This is a genomic window from Methylocystis sp. (assembly GCF_046349115.1).
Taxonomy (GTDB): domain Bacteria; phylum Pseudomonadota; class Alphaproteobacteria; order Rhizobiales; family Beijerinckiaceae; genus Methylocystis.
In genome coordinates this window covers 44,913-64,203 of record NZ_JAXMCX010000004.1, presented here as the reverse complement: position 1 = coordinate 64,203, position 19,291 = coordinate 44,913, and the positions used below count along the sequence as shown (strand labels likewise).

Here is a 19,291-nt window from a genome sequence, read left to right as displayed (position 1 = left end):
ATGCGGTTCAACCGCGAAGGGGCGAAAAATGTCGCCGGCGCTTTAGCGTTGGCCGTCGCGCTCGTTTCGCCCCTCGACACTTTTGCGCAGGGCGATTTTTTCGATGACCTCTTCGGGCCGGAGCCATATTCGGCCTATCCGTCGCGCCATTCCTGGAGCGTGACCCGTACGCGTTCGCGACCTCGGGCGCCGAAAGCCGCCATTCGCCGCGACAAGCCTTCGGTTCAGGCGGAGACCGATTCGATGTCGGGCGGCGGCTACTGCGTGCGCGCCTGCGACGGCTATTATTTTCCCTTGATCAAATCTTCCCAGATTTCTGGCCAGCAGTCGTGCGAACTGGCTTGTCCGGCCGCGCGCGTCCAGCTTTATCAGGGCGACAGCATCGAGGAGGCGCGCAACGCGAAGGGAGAGCGCTATTCAACCCTGCGGACCGCGTTCAGCTTTCGCGACAGGCTGACGGCGCGATGCTCCTGCAATGATCCGGCTGCGTCTCATGACTTTTTCCTGCGGCTTTCGCGCAAGGACCCGACGCTGCGGGCGGACGATATTGTGATCGGCGAGAACGGCGCGCTCGTTTACAACGGCGTAAGTCTGGTGAATCTCAGCCACGCCCCGCGCCACATCCGCGCGCGGCTTCGAGATGTGCTGCCGCGTAAATTCACGCCAAACGATACAAGCGTTTCACTGTCCGAGGCGGAATCGGTCGCCTGGAACAGGGCGCAGCGCCATTCGAGATAGGCCGCCCGCCTCTCGCCGCTTTACAGCCGGGGTTTGCCCGGCTATGTCCGCGATCCGTTTATGACAGTTTTGTGACGAAGATTCGGGGGCGAGAGCGCCATGCTGTCTTGGTTCCAGGCGCTCATGCCGAAAGAAGAGCGCTTCTTCGATCTTTTCGAGCGCCACGCGGAGACGCTTGTCGCCGGCGCGCACGCCTTGCGCGAGCTGCTCAACGGCGGCGAGCGCGTGCTTTTGTGCTCCCAGGAAATCCGCCGCAAGGAACATGAGGCGGACTCTATCACCCGAGAGGCGCATCTCGCGGTTCGCCGCACATTCATCACGCCCTTCGATCGCAGCGACATCCGCGACCTGATCACGGCGATGGACGACGCGATCGATCAAATGCATCAGACGGCGAAGGCGACGCTGCTCTACGAGACCCGCGACTTCGAACCGGGCATGCGCCGCATGGGCGACATCATCATCCAAGCGGCGGAGCTCACGCGCGACGCCATACCCTTGCTGCGCTCGATGCGCCAGAACGCCGGCAGGCTGAACGCCTTCAGCGAGGAAATTACCCGCATCGAGGATGAGGCCGACGCCATTCACGATCAGGGATTGAAGGAGCTGTTTCAGGCGCATCGCCACAAAGATGCGATGGCGTTCATTGTCGGCGCGGAGATTTATGGCCATCTCGAAAGAGTCGTCGATGGTTTTGAGGACGTAGCCGAACGCGTCGCCGGCATTGTCATCGAGCATTCCTAGGGCGCGCGCTTGCAGAACTTCTCGTCCTACCTCCTGGCGCTCATCGCGGTCGCGCTGATCTTCGATTTTCTGAACGGCCTGCACGACGCCGCCAATTCGATCGCGACCATCGTCTCGACGCGCGTTCTGCGTCCGCAATACGCCGTGTTCTGGGCCGCCTTCTTCAATTTCATCGCCTTTCTTTTTTTTGGGCTGCATGTCGCGCAGACCGTCGGCGCGGGCATCGTCTCGCCCGATATCGTCGACGATTTCGTCATCTTCGGCGCGCTGATGGGTGCGATCGTCTGGAACCTGATCACCTGGGGATTGGGCATTCCGTCGTCGAGTTCGCACGCCCTCGTCGGCGGACTGGTCGGCGCCGGCGTCGCCAAGGTCGGCGTCTCGGCGATCGTCTGGAATGGGCTGCTGAAGACCGCCGCCGCCATCTTTTTGTCGCCGGCGTTGGGTTTCGTGCTGGCGCTAGCGTTGATTCTGCTTGTGTCATGGATTTTCATGCGGCGGACGCCCAGCGGCGTCGACGCGCTGTTTCGCATTCTGCAATTCGCCTCGGCCTCCCTCTATTCGCTCGGACATGGCGGCAATGACGCGCAGAAAACCATGGGCGTGATCGCCGTGCTTCTCTATGCCCATGGCGCGCTCGACGGCGCGTTTCACGTGCCCTTTTGGGTGGTCATCGCCTGTCAGGCCGCCATGGGCCTTGGAACCTTGTTTGGCGGGTGGCGAATCGTGCGCACAATGGGGTCGCGAATCACGCGGCTGACCCCGATGCAGGGGTTCTGCGCCGAGACCGGAGGCGCCATCACCTTGTTCCTGGCGACGGGCTTGGGAATCCCAGTGTCGACGACGCACACGATCACCGGCGCGATCATTGGCGTCGGCGCGTCGCGGCGGGTCGCGGCGGTGCGCTGGAACGTCGCCAAGGACATTGTCGTCGCCTGGGTCATCACCATGCCCATGGCTGCTTTTTTCGCCGCGGCGTTCTACGTGCTCGCGAGGTTCGTGGCATGAAGACGCCGAAACCGAAGAAGAAGCGCGAGGGCGCGGCTCCGGTTCCACGCACCCAATATGCGGCCTTGCCCTGGCGCGTCGCCAACGGCCGGACGGAAATCATGCTGGTCACGTCGCGCGACACCAAGCGCTGGGTCATTCCCAAAGGCTGGCCGATGAAGGGCCGCAAACCGCATATCGTCGCGGCGATCGAGGCGGTGCAGGAAGCCGGCCTTGTCGGTAAGATCGAGAAGACGAAGCTCGGCGACTTCGGCTATGAGAAACGTCTCAAGAGCGGGACCACGGTCGACTGCCGCGTCGAGGTGTTCTCGCTTCGCGTGCAACGGCAGCGCAAGCAATGGCCGGAGAAAAGCCAGCGGGCCACCCGCTGGTTCGAATGCGCCATCTCAGCCGACCTTGTCGAAGAGCCTGAGTTGCGCGACCTGATTCTCGGCTTCTGCGGCGCGGCGGGGCAGAATTAGGCCTAGAGCGACGGTCTAAGCAATTCGCCGCCGGCCCTATCGCGACGGGGCCGACGGCGGATCGGCGCGCATCCAGCCTTTCGGCAGCTTCATGCGCGCCGCCTTGCAGAATTCCGTCGGCTCGGCGGCTTTGGCGGTTTTGTCCCTTCGAGAAGGGCGGGCCCGAACCGGCGCGGCGGGAACGACCTTCTCGCCCTTGTTGTAGACTGTCTTGTCCTTGCAGACGTCCGGGCATTTGCCGATGACGTCGGACTTGTTCTGGCCGCAGCCCTTGCAGGCGCATGTGAGGTTCGCAAAATCCTGGCCGCTGGCGGCAAGCGCCGGCGCGACGCCCGCCATCAGCCAGCCGCAGAGGCCAGCGTAAGCGACAATCCGGGAAACGGGCGCCATATCTCTTCTCCCTCCGAAAGACCTTCGCCACACAGGGAATCGCAGATTGGAATATATTCTAAGTGCGCCGCCTTTAGGAGGCCTTGAGCCGGGCAAGTCCCGCCGCCAGGTCCGACTTCAGATCGCCGACGTCTTCCAGTCCGATCGAGAAGCGCAGCGCCGGTCCCTCCGGCGTCCAGCGGGTGGCCGTCCTGTATGAGGCGCAGTCGAACGGCAGAACAAGACTTTCATAGCCGCCCCAGGAAAAGCCGATGCCGAACAGGTCCAGCCCGTCGACGAAAGCGGCGACCGCCTTGTTCGACGCGTCCTTGAGGATGACGGAAAATACGCCGGAAGCGCCGCTGAAGTCGCGTTTCCAAAGCTCATGGCCGGGATGGCTCGGAAGGGCGGGATGCAGCACGCGGGAGACTTCGGGACGGTCCTGCAGCCACTGCGCGATGTCGAGCGCGGCGCGCTCCTGCTCGCGCAGCCGCAGCGCCATGGTGCGCAGTCCGCGCAGCGCCAGCGACGCATCGTCAGGACCGGCCCCCATGCCGAAGGCGTTGAAGGTCGCGCGCAGGCGCTTGGCCCATTTGGCGTTGGCGGAAACCAGGCCGATGAGCAGATCGGCGTGGCCGGCGAGATATTTGGTGCCGGCCTCGATCGCGAGGTCGCAGCCGCGCTCATGCGGCGGGAACAGAAGCGGGGTCGCCCAGGTGTTGTCGGCGATCACACAGGCGCCATGGGCGTGCGCGGCGGCGGCGATGGCGGGAACGTCCTGAACCTCCATGCTCTGCGAGCCGGGCGATTCGACGAGCACCGCGGTCGTCTCCGGCCGCATCAGCGCGGCGATCCCGCCGCCGATCAGCGGGTCGTAATATTCGACATTCACCCCGAAACGCTTGAGCAGGCCGTCGCAGAACATCCGCGTCGGCTGATAGGCGCAGTCGGCGATCAGCGCATGCGCGCCGGCATGGGTCGCGGTCAGAAGCGCGAGGCCGATCGCCGCAAGGCCCGAGGGCGTCAGCACGGCGTCGGCGGCGCCGGCGATCTCGCACCAGGCCTGTTCGAGCGCGCGCGTGGTCGGCGTGCCCTTGGTCCCGTACGTGTAGGGCTGGCGCAGCCCCTCGAGCGCGGCGACGGTCGGAAACAACACGGTCGAGCCGCGATAAATCGGCGGATTGACGAAGCCGAAATGATCGAAAGGCGCGCGGCCGGCTTGCGTCACGAGAGTGGCGGGCCTTAATTTATGCTTCGTTTCTTTCTTGTCTTCTGACATGCCGCCTCTGACGAGTCGCCTATGCGCGCGCGCCGGGCGACCGTATTATATCCGCCGCCGGATGCCGAGCCCGCCATGATGCGCCGCCTCCTTTTTGCCTGTTTAGCGGCTTTCGCCGGCGCGCTCTTCGCGCCTCGCGCAAGCGCGCAGACGGACGTCGGCCCCACGCTCGGCCAGATCGTCAAGCGCGGCGCCCTTATCTGCGGCGTCACCGCCGCGCCGGGCTTTGCCCAGCGCGACGGATCGGGCGAATGGCGCGGCTTCGACGTTGACTTCTGCCGCGCCGTCGCCAGCGCGGTTCTCGATGATCCTTCCAAGGCGCGATTCGTCGAACTCTCGCCGAAAGCGCGGGTCGGCGCGCTGCAGTCCGGCGCGGTCGATCTCCTCGCCAGCGCATCGCCCTGGACCCAGGCGCGCGACGCGGGTCAAAAGCTCATCTACGCGGGCATATTTCTATACGACGGACAGGGCTTCATCGTGCGCCGGCAGCGCGGCTTCAATTCCGTTCAGGACCTCGACGGCGCCGCGATTTGCATCGAGCAGGGCACGCCCTATGAGCTTGTCGTCGCCGACTTCTTTCGAGCCCGCAAGGCGAAATACGACCCCAAGCTCTATGCGAGCCTGGAGGATGCGGCCAAGGCCTATGACGATGGCAAGTGCGACGCGCTGACCGCCGACGTTACCACCCTGCATGGCGTCCGGATCGGCTTGACGGCGCCGGCGGATCACGCCGTTCTGCCCGACCTTGTTTCAAAATCGCCGCGCGGTCCGCTCGTGCGACAGGGCGACGATCAATGGTTCAATATCGTCCGCTGGACGCTCTTCGCGATGCTCGACGCTGAGGAGCTGGACGTATCCAAGGCGAACGCCGACGCCGCGCTGTCGTCGGAAAAACCACAGATCCGGCGCCTGCTCGGCGTCGACGGCGCACATGGCGGCGATCTCGGCCTGTCCGAGGATTGGGCCTATCGCATCATCAAACATGTCGGCAATTACGCCGATGTTTTCGAGCGCAACCTCGGGCAGGGGGCGCCTTTTGCCATGGAGCGAAGGCTGAACGCCTTGTGGAGCAAGGGCGGCCTAATGTACGCGCCGCCGGTCAGATAGGGGACCGGTCCGCGACTTTGTAGATTTTCGCCCACCAGTCGGCGAGCGCCTGGCGCTCCGGCGCGACGTCTTCGGCCAGCGGCCCGGCGAAGGCGCGCCATTCCTCGCGATAGTGCGGCGACACCGCCGCGATCACCGGCACGCGCGCCGTCATCGCGGCGCGGAAGGCGTCGCAGAGCCCGCCGCGACCCGCCTCCTGTTTGGAAAATTTGCTGATGACGATCAGCTGCGCGCCGCTGCTGGCCGCCCGCTCGATCGCGGCACAGGCGAGCGCCAATTCGCTCGTATTGAGATTGCAGGCGACAGAGCCGGGGCCAAGGTCCTGCGAGATCGGATAGAAGGCGCCGCTGGCGACGTCGCGCAGCATGATCCCTGATCGATCCGCGACCCGGATCTGCGTCACGCCGCCGACCCGCACGCCGCTTTCCATCAGCTCTTCGGCGAACGCCCGCATCAGGGACTGGACACGGACGCTATCCTCCGCCGGGAGCGCCGCGATGCGCGTCCATCCGGCCGAGTCCGTCAGGGGAGCGCCGCTCAGCCCATGAAATTCTTCGCGGTGGGTTGGCATCGAGTCCTCGCCGGGCGCGTCGAAAGAGCCTATGTTCGGGTTTTGCGCCAAGCCTCTTGTTTATCAGAGCGCGCGGCCGATTTTAATGAGAACGTCAAAGAAACGACGTGAACCGCAGTGGGCGATCATTCAGCTAAGCCGCCAGCCGCTCAGGGTTCCGCTCGATCGGGGCCGATAGACGCCTTCCTCGACAAGGCAAGGAGCGTCACGGTCGACCAGTCGCGCGGCCGGCTGATATTCGCGCTTGATGCGACAATGAGCCGGCAGCCGACATGGGACATGGCGCAGTCGATTCAAGGAGAAATGTTTCGCACGACCGCCGCCCAGGGCGGGCTTGACGTTCAGCTGGTCTATTTCCGCGGCTTTGCAGAATGCCGCGCCTCGCGCTTCGTTTCGGGAGGAGAAGGGCTCGGCGCGCTGATGTCGCGGATCATCTGCCAGGGCGGACGCACGCAGATCGGCAAGGTCCTGCGCCACGCGCTCGACGAGTCGCGCAGCGGACGCGTCGGGGCGCTGGTGTTTATTGGCGACGCGATGGAGGAGCGGATCGACGATTTGACGGCGACGGCGGGACAATTGGGGCTGCTCGGCGTGAAAGCCTTCATGTTCCAGGAGGGCCAGGACGCCGACGTAAGACACGCCTATCGCGAGATCGCGCGCCTGACCGGCGGCGCCCATGCGGCCTTCGACGCCGCCGCGCCGCGGCGACTTGCTGAATTGCTGGCCGCCGCGGCCGCCTACGCCGTCGGCGGCAGATTGGAGTTGGAGCGGCGCGCCGGCGAAGGCGAGGGCGCGGCGCGTCTGCTCCTGTCCCAGATCGGTTGAGGATGAGAGCATGCCCATTCTGATCGGACTTGTCGCGCTGGTCCTGACCATCCTGGCGCTCAACGCCTATACGAAGACGTCGCCTGCGGTGCTGGCCGTCATCTTGAAGCGCGGCGGCGGCGTCCTGGCGCTGGCGCTGGGCGCGCTGCTTCTCGCCCGCGGCCGTCTCGACATCGGCATGGCGCTGCTCGGCTTTGGCGCATGGCTGATGGGTCTGAGCGGCAGAACATTGCGCGGTTTTCGAAACGCCGGCGGGGGCGGGGGCGGCGTGTCGCGCGTGCGTTCCGCGATGATCGAAATGGAGCTCGACCATTCGAGCGGCGCGATCCGGGGCGTCGTGCTTGCGGGCCAGCATGAGGGCGCGCAGCTCAACTCCCTGACGCGGCCGGCCCTTCTTGAACTGTACGGCGTTTGCCGCCGCGACGACCCGGACGGCGCGAGGCTCTTAGAAGCTTATCTTGACCGCCGATTTTCCGGCTGGCGTTCGGCAAGCGATGCGCACGCGGACTTTGGGGGCTTCCGCGCGGGCGAGGGCGGCGCGCGTCGCACGGGCGCGATTTCGGAAGACGAGGCGTACGAGATTCTTGGCCTCAAGCGCGGCGCCGCCGCCGCGGACATTGCCCGAGCCCACCGCGATCTGATGAAAAAGCTTCATCCAGATCTTGGCGGGACGACGGATCTTGCGGCCCGCGTAAATGAGGCGAAGGATGTCCTGATGCGGCGTCACCAGCACTGACGCCCGCCGCTCGCCGTAGTCGTGGTCCCAGGTCGTCGACATGTCGCAAATCAGTTCTTCGTCGTGAAACAGGCAAAGCCGGAGCGCTTGAGCGCCTTGCACGCCGATTGCGCGGTCTCCTCCTCGAGGCCCGCGAAACGGGCGCGATAAAGCGTTCCGGATCCTTTCTGGACCTTTTCAGTGAACGCCGTCGCACTGGCCGGGAACCCCTGCAGCTGGCCGCGCGCGCGCGCAAGCAATTGATTGGCTTTTTCCTCGTCCTCGGTCGCGCCGATCTGGATCATCCAGCCCGGTCGCGCGGGGCGATTGGCGTCGGCTCTGGCGGCCTGCGTTTTGAGGGCGGCGCCGCGAATAGCCGAGGGGGTCGTCGACACGGGCGTAATATCGAGCTTGCGCGAGCCGCTCGTGGTCGATCCATCGCGCGAGGCGACCGGCGTGAGGCCGACATGCGTTCTGGCGCTCGGCGACATGCTCTTGCGCTCGGCGTCATCGGCGGCGCCCGCCCGCTTTTGGCCGCCTGACACGAAGGCGGGCCGGATCGACGGCCGCGCGGCGCTTTGCTGAGACGGAATGTCCGCCGATGGAACCGGCGCAGTCTGCTGGCGCCTGAAGGGCTCCGGCTCGTCGACGAGGGTTTCCTGGGGCTCGGCATAGGCCAGTCGCTCGGGTGCGGCGATCTGCTGGACGCGCTCGGCGGCGACTCTGGCGCGCTGCGGCCGTTCTTCCTCGGCCAAACGCTCCGGCGCGTCGCCGGCGCGCGGGTCTTCGGCGATTGCCGCCACGGTTCTGACCGAGGAGCCGCCGCCGATATGTTCCTCGATCAGCCCGGCCATGATGCGGTCGCGCGTATAGGCGGTCTTGCCGCCCATCACCACCGCGACGATGTGATGCCCATGACGGCGCACGGAGGTGAGAAGATTGAAGCCGGACGCACGCGTATAGCCGGTCTTGATGCCGTCCATGCCTTCGACCTGGCCGAGCAGATGGTTGTGATTTCTGTGCACAGCGCCGTTGTAGGCGAAGCTCGGCGTCGAGAAGTAGCGGTAGTAGCGCGGAAAGCGCTCCTGAATCGCGCGTCCGAGCAGGGCGAGATCATGCGCAGTCGTCACCTGGTCCGGGTCGGGAAGGCCAGACGCATTCTCATAATGGGTGTTGCGCATGCCGAGCGCATGCGCCTTGTGGGTCATCATCTGCGCGAAACTATGCTCGTCGCCAGCGACGTTTTCGGCGATTGCGCAGGCGATATCATTGGCGGATTTCGTGACGACCGCCTTGATTGCATTGTCGACGCTGATCGTCTGGCCGGGACGCAGGCCGAGCTTGGTCGGCGCCTGCGCCGCCGCATGCTGGGAAATCATCAGCGGCGAATCGAGGCGCAGCCGGCCTTTTTCCAGCTGCTCGAACAAGAGGTAGAGCGTCATCACCTTGGTGACGGACGCCGGATGGCGCAGCTCATGTTCCGAGCGCGAATAGAGCGTGTGGCCGCTGTTGGCGTCGACGACGATGGCCGAAAAGCCGCGATGCTCGCCGATGATCGGATCGCCAGCGGCATTGGCGCGGGTCCGTGCGGCTGAGACGCGCTCATTAAACTCGGCATGGTGGTGACGCCAGCCCCGACGCGCTTCCGCCGGGACGATTGACGTCGTCAAAAGGATCATGATCGTGGCGGCGACTGCGGCAAGGGAGCGGGCCCGCGACAGCTCGTCCAACAAACTCGATCTCACCATGAACGCGTTCCTTCACTTCACTGTTGTCCGCGCAACCGCCCAGCCGCGCCAAAAGTGACGTTCGGCTAAATTAACGGCCGGCGGTTACCCGCAGGTTAAGCATTGTCCATGCGCCCCTTCGATGCGCTTGATTGATATTGCGTCGCAACATTTTTATTGACTTTATTTTGTGCAATGCATATAAATAGATCGTTAGCGGGCGCATATGGCCGCATAGGGCGCCTTTGCGCCAAAATCATGAGGACGAACCATGGTAGCTACCTTCGACAACGTTCAGAAGCTCGGCAAAGAGCAATTTGAAGCCGTCTCCGCCGCTGCTGCCGCGGTGACCAAGGGCTGGCAGAGCATCGCCGCCGAAACCACCGATTATTCCAAGAAGTCCTTCGAGAAGAGCCGCGTTCTGGCTGAAAAGCTGATCGCGGTCAAAAAGTTGGACGAAGCGCTGCAGCTTCAGTCGGACTACGCCAAGGGCGCTTATGAAGATTTCCTCGCCGAGGCGACGAAGCTCGGCGAGCTCTATACGTCGATGGCCAAGGAAGTTTTCAAGCCGATCGAGTCGGCGGCGAAGGCGTACAGCCCCGCCGAGTGATAGGCGGTAAACACGTTCGTCCACTACGCGGCTAGGATAACCGGGGGAGGCGCCTGCCTCCGCCGGGCTTTCCGCCGAACGCAGTTTCGCCGCTTTTCGCTGAGATTTTTTGTCTGGCGACGCGCGAAATGGTCGGCTTTAGCCAAGGGAGTATCCCGTGAGTCACAAAAAACCGGCTTTTGCCGGCGCGCTATTTGGCGCGATCCTTCTCAGCGCTTCCGCTTTTCCGGCGTCCGCGCAGGATTTGCGCATCGGCTGTTCGCTGGTCAGACAATATGACAGTTCGGAAGTGAGCTTGGTGATCGAACAGGTTCGCACCTCAGTGAGCGAGAGCGAAGCCAACACGCTGAGAGCCAAATATGTCGGGCTCAAAAACGATTGTAGCTCAAATCAAAACGCTTTTCGTGTGGTTCGCCTTTCTCCGGCGATGCACAGGCTCCTCAATGAATATGGCGTGGACGTTCGCCGCTTCACCTTCTGAGCGGCGGCTTCTGATTTTGGCCCGGTCCTGAGCCGTCAGGCCGGGCTTTTGCGTCATCTGGGGACGGCGGCGCGGGCGGCGTTTCGCGCGCGGTCGCGAGACTGTAACATTCATCGCGATTCCGCCATGTCCCAGTCAGGCGCCAGACTATGCCAGCCGCCGACGCCGGCTTCGTTCATCTGCATGTTCACACCGCCTATTCGCTGCGCGAGGGCGCGCTGGCGCTTGGCAAGCTCATCGACCTTGCGGCGCGCGACGAGCAGCCGGCGCTCGCCGTAACCGACACCAATAATCTCTTCGCGGCCCTCGAGTTTTCGGAAAAGGCGGCAAAGGCCGGCATTCAGCCGATCGCCGGCGCGCAGCTGCGCGTCGATTTCGGCGATGGGAAGGGCGCGGCGGGCGCGGCGAGGGACGATCGCTTCGGCAATATCGTTCTCCTTGCCAAAACCGAGGCCGGATATCGCAATCTCATGCGGCTCGCGTCGCGCGCCTTTCTCGACACGGAACAGGGCGACGAGCCGCATTTGACGCTCGAGGCGCTCGCCGCCGACGCGTTGGATCTGATCGTGTTGACCGGCGGACCGGAAGGCGCCTTGGACCGGGCGCTCGCGAGGGGCGTTCCGGAGGAGGCGCGCGCGCGCCTCGCCGCGCTCGAACGTCTCTATGGCGACCGGCTCTATGTCGAAATCCAGCGGCACAATCTGCCGGCCGAGCGGGAGGTCGAGCCGCAATTGGTCGACCTCGCCTATCGTCGCGGACTGCCGCTGGTCGCGACCAACGAAGCCTATTTCGCCCAGCCCGCCGATTTCGAGGCCCATGACGCGCTGCTCTGCATCGCCGAAGGCGCGGTGGCGAGCGTCGACGCCAGGCGACGGGTTTCGCCGGAGCATTATTTCAAGACCCGCGCGCAGATGGGCGCGCTTTTCGGCGATCTTCAGGAGGCGACCGCCAATACGCTGGAAATCGCCCGTCGCGCCAGCTTCAGGCCGCAGACCCGCAAGCCGATCATGCCGCGCTTCGTCCAGGAGACGCGCGACGGGCTTTCGCTCGACGAGATCGAGGCGCAGGAGCTGCGTCGACAGGCGGCGGAAGGGCTTGAACAGCGCCTCGAAGCGCATGGTCCGGCGGCTGGCCGAACGCGCGAGGACTATTGCGCCCGGCTCGAATTCGAGCTTTCGGTCATCGAGAAAATGCGTTTTCCCGGCTACTTCCTGATCGTTTCGGATTTCATCAAATTCGCCAAATCCAAGGGCATTCCGGTCGGTCCGGGCCGCGGCTCGGGCGCCGGATCGCTCGTCGCCTATGCGCTGACCATCACCGACCTCGACCCTATCCGCTTCGGTCTGTTCTTCGAGCGCTTTCTCAATCCCGAACGAACCTCGATGCCGGATTTCGACGTGGACTTCTGCCAGTCGCGGCGCGGCGAGGTGATCGACTATGTGCGCGAGCGCTATGGCGCGGACCGCGTCGCGCAGATCATCACATTTGGCTCTTTTCTGGCGCGCGGCGTTCTGCGCAGCGTCGGCCGCGTGCTGGAAATGCCGCTCGGTCAGGTCGACAAGCTCGCCAAGCTCGTCCCCCAAAACCCCGCGAAGCCGGTCACTCTCGCCGAGGCGCTGGCGAGCGAGCAGAAATTGCGCGAGGCGGTGGAGGAGGACGAGCGCGTCCGCCGCCTGTTTAAAATCGCCGGCTCGCTCGAAGGGCTCTATTCCAACGCCTCCACCCATGCCGCCGGCGTCGTGATCGGCGACCGGCCGCTGCATGAGGTGACGCCGCTCTATCGCGACCCGAAATCCGACATGCCGGCGACCCAGTTCAACATGAAATGGGTGGAGCCGGCGGGCCTGGTGAAATTCGACTTTCTCGGGCTGAAGACGCTGACCGTCATCTCGACCTGCGTCTCGCTCCTCGAAAAGCGCGGGATTTCGCTCAATCCCACCGCCATTCCGCTCGACGACGAGCCGACCTTCGAACTGCTGCGGCGCGGCGAGACCGTCGGCCTGTTCCAGGTGGAAAGCGCCGGGATGAAAAAGGCGCTGGTCGACATGCGCCCCGACCGGTTCGAGGACCTCATTGCCCTTGTCGCGCTTTATCGGCCGGGCCCGATGGCCAACATCCCGACCTATTGCGCCCGCAAGCTCGGCGACGAGCCGATCGAATATGACCATCCCGAACTCGAGCCGATCCTCAAGGAGACCTTCGGCGTCATCACCTATCAGGAGCAGGTGCAGCAGATCGCCAAGGACCTCGCCGGCTACAGTCTCGGACAGGCCGATATTCTGCGCCGCGCCATGGGCAAGAAGATCAAGGCGGAGATGGATTCGCAGCGCGAGCGCTTCGTCTCCGGCGCGACCGCGCATGGCATCGCCAAATCCACCGCCGACGCGATTTTCGACGCCTGCGCCAAATTCGCCGAATATGGCTTCAACAAATCGCACTCGGCGCCATACGCCTTCATCACCTATCAGACGGCCTATTTGAAGGCCCATTATCCGGCGGAATTCCTCGCCGCCTCGATGACCTTCGATAAAAGCCAGACCGACAAGCTCGCCGAATTTCGCGACGAGGCGCGGCGGATCGGTCTTTCCGTCGAGCCGCCGTCGATCAACCGATCGGGGGTGGATTTCGACGTCTCCGCCGGCGCCGAAGGAGCGCTCGCGATCCGCTACGCGCTTTCGGCGATCAAGGGCGTCGGCGAGGGGCAGGCCGAGTCGCTGGTGCGCGCGCGGGGCGAGCGCCAATTCGCCAGCCTCGCCGATGTCGCGAGAAGACTGAACCCGCGCGAAGTAAACAAGAAGACGCTGGAGAGTCTTGCCGCCTGCGGCGCCTTCGACGAGATCGAGCCCAATCGGGCGCGGGCCTTCGCCGCGATCGAGCCGATGCTCGCCGCCGCTAACCGCCACGTCGAGGACCGCAAGGCGGGGCAGAATGCGCTGTTCGGCGAGGCTGAGCCTTCGGACCTCGCGGTTCCCAAAACGCCGCCCTGGCCGGCCGCGGAGACCCTGCGGCGCGAATATGAGGCCGCCGGCTTCTTTCTTTCGGGCCACCCGCTCGACGCCTACGCCAGTCTCATGCCGAAGCTGCGCGTGTCGCGCTGGAGCGAATTTGCAGCCTCGGTCAAGCGCGGCGCGACCGCCGGCCGGCTGGCCGCGGTGGTTCTCGATCGCGCCGAGCGGCGCACCAAATCCGGCTCGAAAATGGGGATCGTGCAGCTTTCCGACGTCAGCGGACAATATGAAGCGATCCTCTTCCAGGAGGGGCTGACGCAATTTCGCGATCTTTTGGAAAAGGGCGCGGCGGTGCTGGTCACGCTCTCAGCAGCCGTCGAGGGCGAGGACGTGCGCGCCCGCATCGTGACGGTCGAGCCGCTCGCCGCCGCGGCGGCCCGCGCGCAGAAGGGGCTGCGGGTCGTCGTCGGCGACGAGAGCCCGCTCGATCGGATCAAGACTCGGCTGAGCGGACGCGGCGAGGGCGAAGTGTCGATCCTTCTGAAGCGCGACGCGGGACAGGAAGAAATCGAAATTCGGCTGCCTGGAACCTATTCGGTCAGTCCGGAAGTCGCCGGCGCGCTGCGCGCGATACCCGGCGTGCTGGAGGTCGAATATCTTTAGCGATATCTCAACTTAAACAATAAGTGTAATATATAAGATTATGATTTATTTATATATAGACATTTTTATAAAGTCGCCATTCTCGGGGTTCGGTTGTTTTCTGTGGAAGGTTCGGAACAAAGACCCGACAAATTCGTTGAGTGCACGTCAGCGTAAAATGCGATCGTCCTTACTCGCAGGAGGCATCCATGGACGCGACGCTCTCCGCCGCAGCTACTGTCATCGGCGCGCCTAATGCGCAGTTCGTTGCCCTCATGTTCATTGGGGGCGTCATCGGCTGGTGTGCGACGAAACTCTCGCAATTCGCCCATTTGGCTGAACGGGTCGACTGTCGGCTGGGCGCTCTGCTGCTCGCCGGGGTCACCGGCGCGTGGCTTGCCGCCGAGGTCGCAGTTCGCATGGGAGTCGGGCCCCGCGGCGCCGACGCCGTGCTGGCCGTGGGCGCGATCGGCGCGGCGCTGTTCTGTCTTGTCTGGCGCGCCTGGCATTACCTGGATGGGACCGCCGGGGACATTGCGGTTCATCACTGACGCGCCTAGCTTGGTCAGAGAGGAGACTCTCCCCCTTTGACCGTGCTCGATCTCTTGAATGACGACCCCCGCAAGAAGCAGGGCGCGTCGTCTTTGCGCCATCCGGAAAAGGCTGGCCGTCCCGACGCGCCGATTCTGCGCAAGCCGCCCTGGATCAGGGTCAAGGCGCCGGGCTCCAAGGCCTGGGCTGAAACCAGCGGCCTGTTGAAGGGCGCGGGTCTTTCGACCGTCTGCCAGGAGGCGGCCTGTCCCAACATCGGCGAATGCTGGGAGAAGAAACACGCGACCTTCATGATCATGGGTGAGGTCTGCACCCGCGCCTGCGCCTTCTGCAATGTCGCGACGGGATTGCCGGCGCCGCTCGATCCGACCGAACCGGGCAGGGTGGCCGAAGCGACCCGGGCGCTTGGGCTCTCCCATGTCGTCGTCACCTCGGTCGACCGCGACGATCTCGATGACGGCGGGGCCGGCCATTTCGCCGAAACCATCGCCGCCATCCGCTCGACCTGTCCAGGGACGACGATCGAAGTGCTGACGCCCGACTTTTTCAGAAAGCCCGGAGCGCTGGAGCGTGTCGTCGCGGCGGGACCGGATGTTTTCAACCACAATCTCGAAACCGTGCCGTCGCTCTATGTCACGGTGCGGCCGGGGGCGCGCTATTTCCACTCGCTGCGGCTGCTCCAGCGCGCCAAGGAGCTGAACCCGTCGCTGTTCACCAAATCGGGAATCATGGTCGGGCTCGGCGAAAGCCGCATCGAAGTGATGCAGGTCATGGACGACATGCGCTCGGCGGAGATCGATTTCATCACCATCGGCCAATATCTGCAGCCGACCCGCAAGCACCATCCGATCGAGCGCTTCGTGACGCCCGAGGAGTTCGACTCCTATAAGACGCTCGCCTACGCCAAAGGCTTTCTTTACGTGGCGTCCTCGCCGCTGACCCGTTCGTCGCACCACGCCGGCGACGATTTCGCGAAATTGCGCGCGGCGCGCGGGGAGAGGCTCGCGGAAGGATAGTGGATCGCGCGGGCGAAGCCCCCACCCCAACCCTCCCCCGCTTCGCGGGAGAGGGAGCGGAGTCGACGCTTCATCGACAACCCGCTAACGCAGTTCGTTAGCGTCCCTTCTCCCATCCGAAGTCGGCCATTGCCGACTTCGGAAAAGATGCGCAAACCGGGAGCGCCCGGTTTGCGAAGCGGGGGAGGGACATGGAACGGGCGCGGCGGCACGGTAACTCACGCCCCCAGCGCCGTGGAAATTTCCGCGAGCGTCGCGCGTTCGGCGTCGCTGACCTTCACGCCGCCAAAGCCAAGAAACCCGCCCTCGGTGCCGGCCTCGGCGACGAGATCGGCGATATGGTTGAGCCAGGCCTTGAAGGCTTTCGACTCGCTCGGCGCCTTGGAATCGAGGATCGAGGCGGTGCGGCGCAATTCGCTAAGCGCGCGATCCTTGAACTCGTCGACTTTGGCGCCGTCGACGACATTCTTGACGCCTTCGCGCGCGGCGGCGCGTCCGTCCGCGGTTAGGAGATCATTGACGACCGCCTTGATCAGCGCGTCGGCGTTCGGATCGGATTTGGCGGCGGCCAGGGCCTTGGCGCTAGCGAACCCCTCCTGCAATGTCCCGATAAAGCCGCTGGGATCGCCGGCGCTGACCGCGAAACCAGCCAGCAGCGGCGACTCCAGGACTTTCTTCCACTCATCGGCCGTAAAATTGGATTTGTCCGCCATCATTTCCTCCATCGGCTCATGCGCCTATCGGGAGCCAGCGAGAACGCGTCGATTAAACCTGCGCTCCGGCGGGATTGTTCCAGCCGCGCGAATTCAGGCTTTTGCCGCCGCCGCGTCGATGAATTAGAAGCTTGGCCTCATGAAGAGCTTCCGCAACCGCCGCCATGTGCCCCACAGCGCAAAAGAAATGTTCGCGCTGGTCGGCAACGTCGACTCCTATCCGCAATTCGTGCCGCTTTGCGAAGCGATCCGAATTCGCCGTCGCTCGGAACCGTCGCCGGGCGTCGAATTGTTGCTCGTCGAAATGCAGGTCGGCTTCAAGGCGATCTGCGAACGCTATGTGAGCCAAGTCCGCTGCGACTCCAACAAGCTCGAGATCAGGGTCGATTGCGCCGAGGGGCCGTTTCGAAAGCTCGACAATCGCTGGACCTTTCGCGACGAGCCGGGAGCGAGCGAAAACGCGCCGCGGTCGACGGTCGACTTCTTCATCGCTTATGAATTTAAGAGCGCGGCGCTCGGTCTGGTGATGGGCGCGATGTTCGATCGGGCCTTTCACAAATACGCCGACGCCTTCGCCAAGCGCGCCGACGAAGTTTACGGCCGCCGTCGCTAAGGGACGCCATCAAAGAGCTGAACCGGTCGCTGGAGTTTTGGAGAGCCTGGAGGCTCACGGTCCAAGCGCGGCGCATCACGGACCGCGAGCCTCCAGACGCGCGTGGTTGGCGCATTGCGGACCGCGAGCCTCCCCGGCTCGAGTGGTTGGCGTTTAATTCGCGGCGCCGTCTAAGCGGCCGCGACGGCCTTCATGAGAAGGTCGAGCGCCTGCGCAACCGAGGCGGCTCGAATGTCGGATCGGGACAGGGAGCCGAAGCGCCGCTCGATATGGTCGACGCCGCCGCCGCGCCGCGCGCAGGCGAAATGAACGAAGCCCACCGGCTTTTCCGCCGAACCGCCGCCTGGGCCCGCGACGCCCGTCACCGCGACGGCGACGTCGGCGAGCGATCGATCGATCGCGCCAAGCGCCATGGCGCGGGCGACCTCGGCGCTCACCGCGCCGTGACGCTCGATGAGCGGCCAGGGAAGGCCGAGCATGCCGCGCTTTGCTTCATTGGAATAGGTGACGAAGCCGCGCTCGAACACGTCGGACGAGCCGGGTATTTCGGTCAGCGCGGCGGCGACGAGCCCGCCGGTGCAGGATTCCGCCGTCGCCACGCGCAATCCCTTGGCGCGCGCCGCGTCGAGGAGGTCTTTAGCTTTTACGTATATCGTATTTTGATACATTACGTATCTCGTTAAATACGCATGACGTATCTTGTAATAAGCTCGCTTGTCATTCCCGACGCGCGAAGCGCGATCGGGAATCCAGAGCACGACCAGCATTGTTGGATCGACTCTGGATTCCCGGTCAGGCCTTCGGCTTGCGGGAATGACAATGTCGAAGCGAGCCGATCGGCCGGAATTCGCATCATACGTCGCCAGCCGGTTTGGCGCGCAGCGCCTTCACGTCGCCGCGCTGCTTCTTGCCGGCGAGCCGCCGCAGCTTCGAGCCGAGCGTCGGCCTGGTCTTTTTCCGGGGCGGGGGCGGCGGGATGGCGGCGGCGCGAATGAGTTCGATGAGGCGATCAAGCGCGTCCGCCCGGTTGCGCTCCTGGGTGCGAAAGCGCTGCGCCTCGATCAGGATCACCCCATCCTTGGTCAGGCGCCGGCCAGCGAGGCGCGCCAGCCGCGCTTTCACATCATCGCTAAGAGAGGGGGAAGCGCTGAGATCGAAGCGCAGCCGCACCGCGGTTTCGACCTTCTGCACATTCTGGCCGCCCGGCCCCGAGGCGCGCGCGAATTCCTCCAAGATCTCCCATTCGTGGAGCGCGATTCGATCGGTCACGGGGATCATGTCGGCCCTCGATAATGTGAGGCGCCTTTATAGCAGATAGCGGGCCTCAAGCAGCACTGTGACAGCGAGCGAGAAGGCGTCGAACAGCTTGTTTTTCCCACCGCGACCGACGAAGGAATGTCCAGTCGCCAGATTTTCATTGTCGTTTCCCACAAGATGCGCTGAGAAAAGCGGCGAGCTCTTGGGAGAAACCTTACGTTGACCATCACCATTACAGTTTTCGAACGGTCGCCCGATGGAGGCGCGGGGCTGGCGCGTGATACGCGTGTTCGCTGGGCGCTCGAAGAAGCGAGCCAACCCTACGGGGTTCGCCTTGTTTCGTTCCATGCGCTCAAGGAGCCTGCGCATGTGGCGCTTCACCCTTTCGGCCAGATTCCAACCTATGAAGAAGACGAACTTTCCTTGTTTGAGACAGGGTCGATCGTCTTCCACATCGCCGAACGCTATGGGCGCTTGCTCCCCGACGACGCGAATGCGCGGGCGCGCGCGATCACATGGATATTTGCTGCGCTCAACACTGTTGAGCCTCCCATCCTTGAACTTGCAACCGCCAGAATAATCGAAGCCGACAAGCCTTGGCATAAGGAGCGTATGCCTCTTGTCGAGGATCGTGTGCGCAGCCGGCTGAAACAACTTTCCGCTCGTCTGGGCGACGCCGACTGGCTCGACGGCGCCTTTAGCGCGGGCGACCTAATGATGGTGTCCGTGCTGCTCAGGCTGAAATCATCGGGAATTCTGAACGAATTTCCGAACCTGGCTGCCTATGTCGCGCGCGGCGAAGCGCGGGCCGCCTATAAGCGGGCTTTCGCCGCGCAATTGGCGATCAACGCCGGCGGCCCGACGGCGGGTTGAGGACGTTTAGCGTTCCAATTCTGAAATATTTGCGTGGAGCGG

At 64.1% G+C, this 19,291-nt stretch carries 22 protein-coding genes; 14 read left to right on the top strand and 8 right to left on the bottom strand.

Annotation, left to right across the window (positions count from 1 at the left end; all coding sequences use genetic code 11):
- The 4 genes from U1E20_RS12130 to U1E20_RS12115 all read left to right on the top strand — a co-directional run bounded on the left by U1E20_RS12130 (window position 1) and on the right by U1E20_RS12115 (window position 2,951).
- Window positions 1-738, top strand: coding sequence for a DUF2865 domain-containing protein (locus U1E20_RS12130; protein WP_409980880.1), 738 nt, complete (start codon window positions 1-3; stop codon window positions 736-738).
- 99 nt (window positions 739-837) lie between these two features.
- Complete coding sequence (locus U1E20_RS12125) at window positions 838-1,482, top strand: DUF47 domain-containing protein (RefSeq protein WP_409980879.1); 645 nt, start codon at window positions 838-840, stop codon at window positions 1,480-1,482.
- A 9-nt stretch (window positions 1,483-1,491) separates the two neighbouring features.
- Window positions 1,492-2,490 (top strand): inorganic phosphate transporter, encoded by a 999-nt coding sequence (locus U1E20_RS12120; protein WP_409980878.1) that lies wholly within the window; start codon window positions 1,492-1,494, stop codon window positions 2,488-2,490.
- Window positions 2,487-2,951: an NUDIX hydrolase gene (locus tag U1E20_RS12115; RefSeq protein WP_409980877.1), complete on the top strand. Its 465-nt coding sequence runs from the start codon at window positions 2,487-2,489 to the stop codon at window positions 2,949-2,951. Before U1E20_RS12120 ends, U1E20_RS12115 begins: the two co-directional genes overlap by 4 nt.
- A 36-nt stretch (window positions 2,952-2,987) precedes the next feature.
- On the opposite strand, the gene U1E20_RS12110 is transcribed toward U1E20_RS12115, so the two are convergent.
- Complete coding sequence (locus tag U1E20_RS12110; protein ID WP_409980876.1) at window positions 2,988-3,341, bottom strand: hypothetical protein; 354 nt, start codon at window positions 3,339-3,341, stop codon at window positions 2,988-2,990.
- 73 nt (window positions 3,342-3,414) lie between these two features.
- A complete protein-coding gene (gene metC, locus U1E20_RS12105) occupies window positions 3,415-4,599 on the bottom strand; it encodes a cystathionine beta-lyase (protein ID WP_409980875.1) in 1,185 nt (394 codons plus the stop codon).
- Between the two features lie 75 nt (window positions 4,600-4,674).
- Here metC and U1E20_RS12100 point away from each other — a divergent pair, with 75 nt between their 5' ends.
- Window positions 4,675-5,706, top strand: a complete 1,032-nt coding sequence (locus U1E20_RS12100; RefSeq protein WP_409980874.1) for an amino acid ABC transporter substrate-binding protein — start codon at window positions 4,675-4,677, stop codon at window positions 5,704-5,706.
- Here U1E20_RS12100 and U1E20_RS12095 read toward each other — a convergent pair.
- Window positions 5,699-6,277, bottom strand: a complete 579-nt coding sequence (locus U1E20_RS12095; RefSeq protein WP_409980873.1) for a DUF2478 domain-containing protein — start codon at window positions 6,275-6,277, stop codon at window positions 5,699-5,701. The genes U1E20_RS12100 and U1E20_RS12095 overlap by 8 nt on opposite strands.
- A 117-nt stretch (window positions 6,278-6,394) precedes the next feature.
- On the opposite strand from U1E20_RS12095, the gene U1E20_RS12090 reads away from it, so the two are divergent.
- Both U1E20_RS12090 and U1E20_RS12085 read left to right on the top strand, forming a co-directional pair.
- Window positions 6,395-7,102: a VWA domain-containing protein gene (locus U1E20_RS12090; RefSeq protein WP_409980872.1), complete on the top strand. Its 708-nt coding sequence runs from the start codon at window positions 6,395-6,397 to the stop codon at window positions 7,100-7,102.
- A 10-nt stretch (window positions 7,103-7,112) separates the two neighbouring features.
- Window positions 7,113-7,838, top strand: a complete 726-nt coding sequence (locus U1E20_RS12085; RefSeq protein WP_409980871.1) for a DnaJ domain-containing protein — start codon at window positions 7,113-7,115, stop codon at window positions 7,836-7,838.
- Window positions 7,839-7,888: 50 nt separating this feature from the next.
- On the opposite strand, the gene U1E20_RS12080 is transcribed toward U1E20_RS12085, so the two are convergent.
- Window positions 7,889-9,565, bottom strand: coding sequence for a serine hydrolase (locus U1E20_RS12080; protein ID WP_409980870.1), 1,677 nt, complete (start codon window positions 9,563-9,565; stop codon window positions 7,889-7,891).
- 250 nt (window positions 9,566-9,815) lie between these two features.
- Between U1E20_RS12080 and U1E20_RS12075 the strand changes: the two genes are divergently transcribed.
- The 5 genes from U1E20_RS12075 to lipA all read left to right on the top strand — a co-directional run bounded on the left by U1E20_RS12075 (window position 9,816) and on the right by lipA (window position 15,793).
- Window positions 9,816-10,154: a phasin family protein gene (locus U1E20_RS12075; RefSeq protein ID WP_409980869.1), complete on the top strand. Its 339-nt coding sequence runs from the start codon at window positions 9,816-9,818 to the stop codon at window positions 10,152-10,154.
- 157 nt (window positions 10,155-10,311) lie between these two features.
- Entirely contained in the window at window positions 10,312-10,635 is a 324-nt protein-coding gene (locus U1E20_RS12070; RefSeq protein WP_409980868.1) for a hypothetical protein, read from the top strand.
- 149 nt (window positions 10,636-10,784) lie between these two features.
- Window positions 10,785-14,246 carry a DNA polymerase III subunit alpha gene (gene dnaE / locus U1E20_RS12065; RefSeq protein ID WP_409980867.1) on the top strand — a complete coding sequence of 1,154 codons (3,462 nt, stop codon included), beginning with the start codon at window positions 10,785-10,787 and terminating at the stop codon, window positions 14,244-14,246.
- Between the two features lie 188 nt (window positions 14,247-14,434).
- Window positions 14,435-14,776 (top strand): hypothetical protein, encoded by a 342-nt coding sequence (locus U1E20_RS12060; RefSeq protein WP_409980866.1) that lies wholly within the window; start codon window positions 14,435-14,437, stop codon window positions 14,774-14,776.
- A 36-nt stretch (window positions 14,777-14,812) separates the two neighbouring features.
- Window positions 14,813-15,793: a lipoyl synthase gene (gene lipA, locus U1E20_RS12055; protein WP_409980865.1), complete on the top strand. Its 981-nt coding sequence runs from the start codon at window positions 14,813-14,815 to the stop codon at window positions 15,791-15,793.
- Window positions 15,794-16,011: 218 nt separating this feature from the next.
- Here the strand turns inward: lipA and U1E20_RS12050 are convergent, their stop codons facing one another.
- Window positions 16,012-16,506: a hypothetical protein gene (locus tag U1E20_RS12050; protein WP_409981086.1), complete on the bottom strand. Its 495-nt coding sequence runs from the start codon at window positions 16,504-16,506 to the stop codon at window positions 16,012-16,014.
- A 139-nt stretch (window positions 16,507-16,645) separates the two neighbouring features.
- On the opposite strand from U1E20_RS12050, the gene U1E20_RS12045 reads away from it, so the two are divergent.
- Window positions 16,646-17,119 (top strand): type II toxin-antitoxin system RatA family toxin, encoded by a 474-nt coding sequence (locus U1E20_RS12045; protein WP_409980864.1) that lies wholly within the window; start codon window positions 16,646-16,648, stop codon window positions 17,117-17,119.
- Window positions 17,120-17,289: 170 nt separating this feature from the next.
- Here the strand turns inward: U1E20_RS12045 and U1E20_RS12040 are convergent, their stop codons facing one another.
- The 3 genes from U1E20_RS12040 to U1E20_RS12030 form a co-directional block, all read right to left on the bottom strand.
- Window positions 17,290-17,787, bottom strand: a complete 498-nt coding sequence (locus U1E20_RS12040; protein WP_409980863.1) for a CinA family protein — start codon at window positions 17,785-17,787, stop codon at window positions 17,290-17,292.
- A gap of 184 nt (window positions 17,788-17,971) precedes the next feature.
- Complete coding sequence (gene arfB / locus U1E20_RS12035; protein ID WP_409980862.1) at window positions 17,972-18,397, bottom strand: alternative ribosome rescue aminoacyl-tRNA hydrolase ArfB; 426 nt, start codon at window positions 18,395-18,397, stop codon at window positions 17,972-17,974.
- Between the two features lie 27 nt (window positions 18,398-18,424).
- On the bottom strand, window positions 18,425-18,745 hold the full coding sequence (locus U1E20_RS12030; RefSeq protein ID WP_409981096.1) for a hypothetical protein: 321 nt from the start codon (window positions 18,743-18,745) through the stop codon (window positions 18,425-18,427).
- On the opposite strand from U1E20_RS12030, the gene U1E20_RS12025 reads away from it, so the two are divergent.
- On the top strand, window positions 18,647-19,249 hold the full coding sequence (locus tag U1E20_RS12025) for a glutathione S-transferase family protein (protein WP_409981085.1): 603 nt from the start codon (window positions 18,647-18,649) through the stop codon (window positions 19,247-19,249). The genes U1E20_RS12030 and U1E20_RS12025 overlap by 99 nt on opposite strands.
- Window positions 19,250-19,291 lie beyond the last annotated feature (42 nt).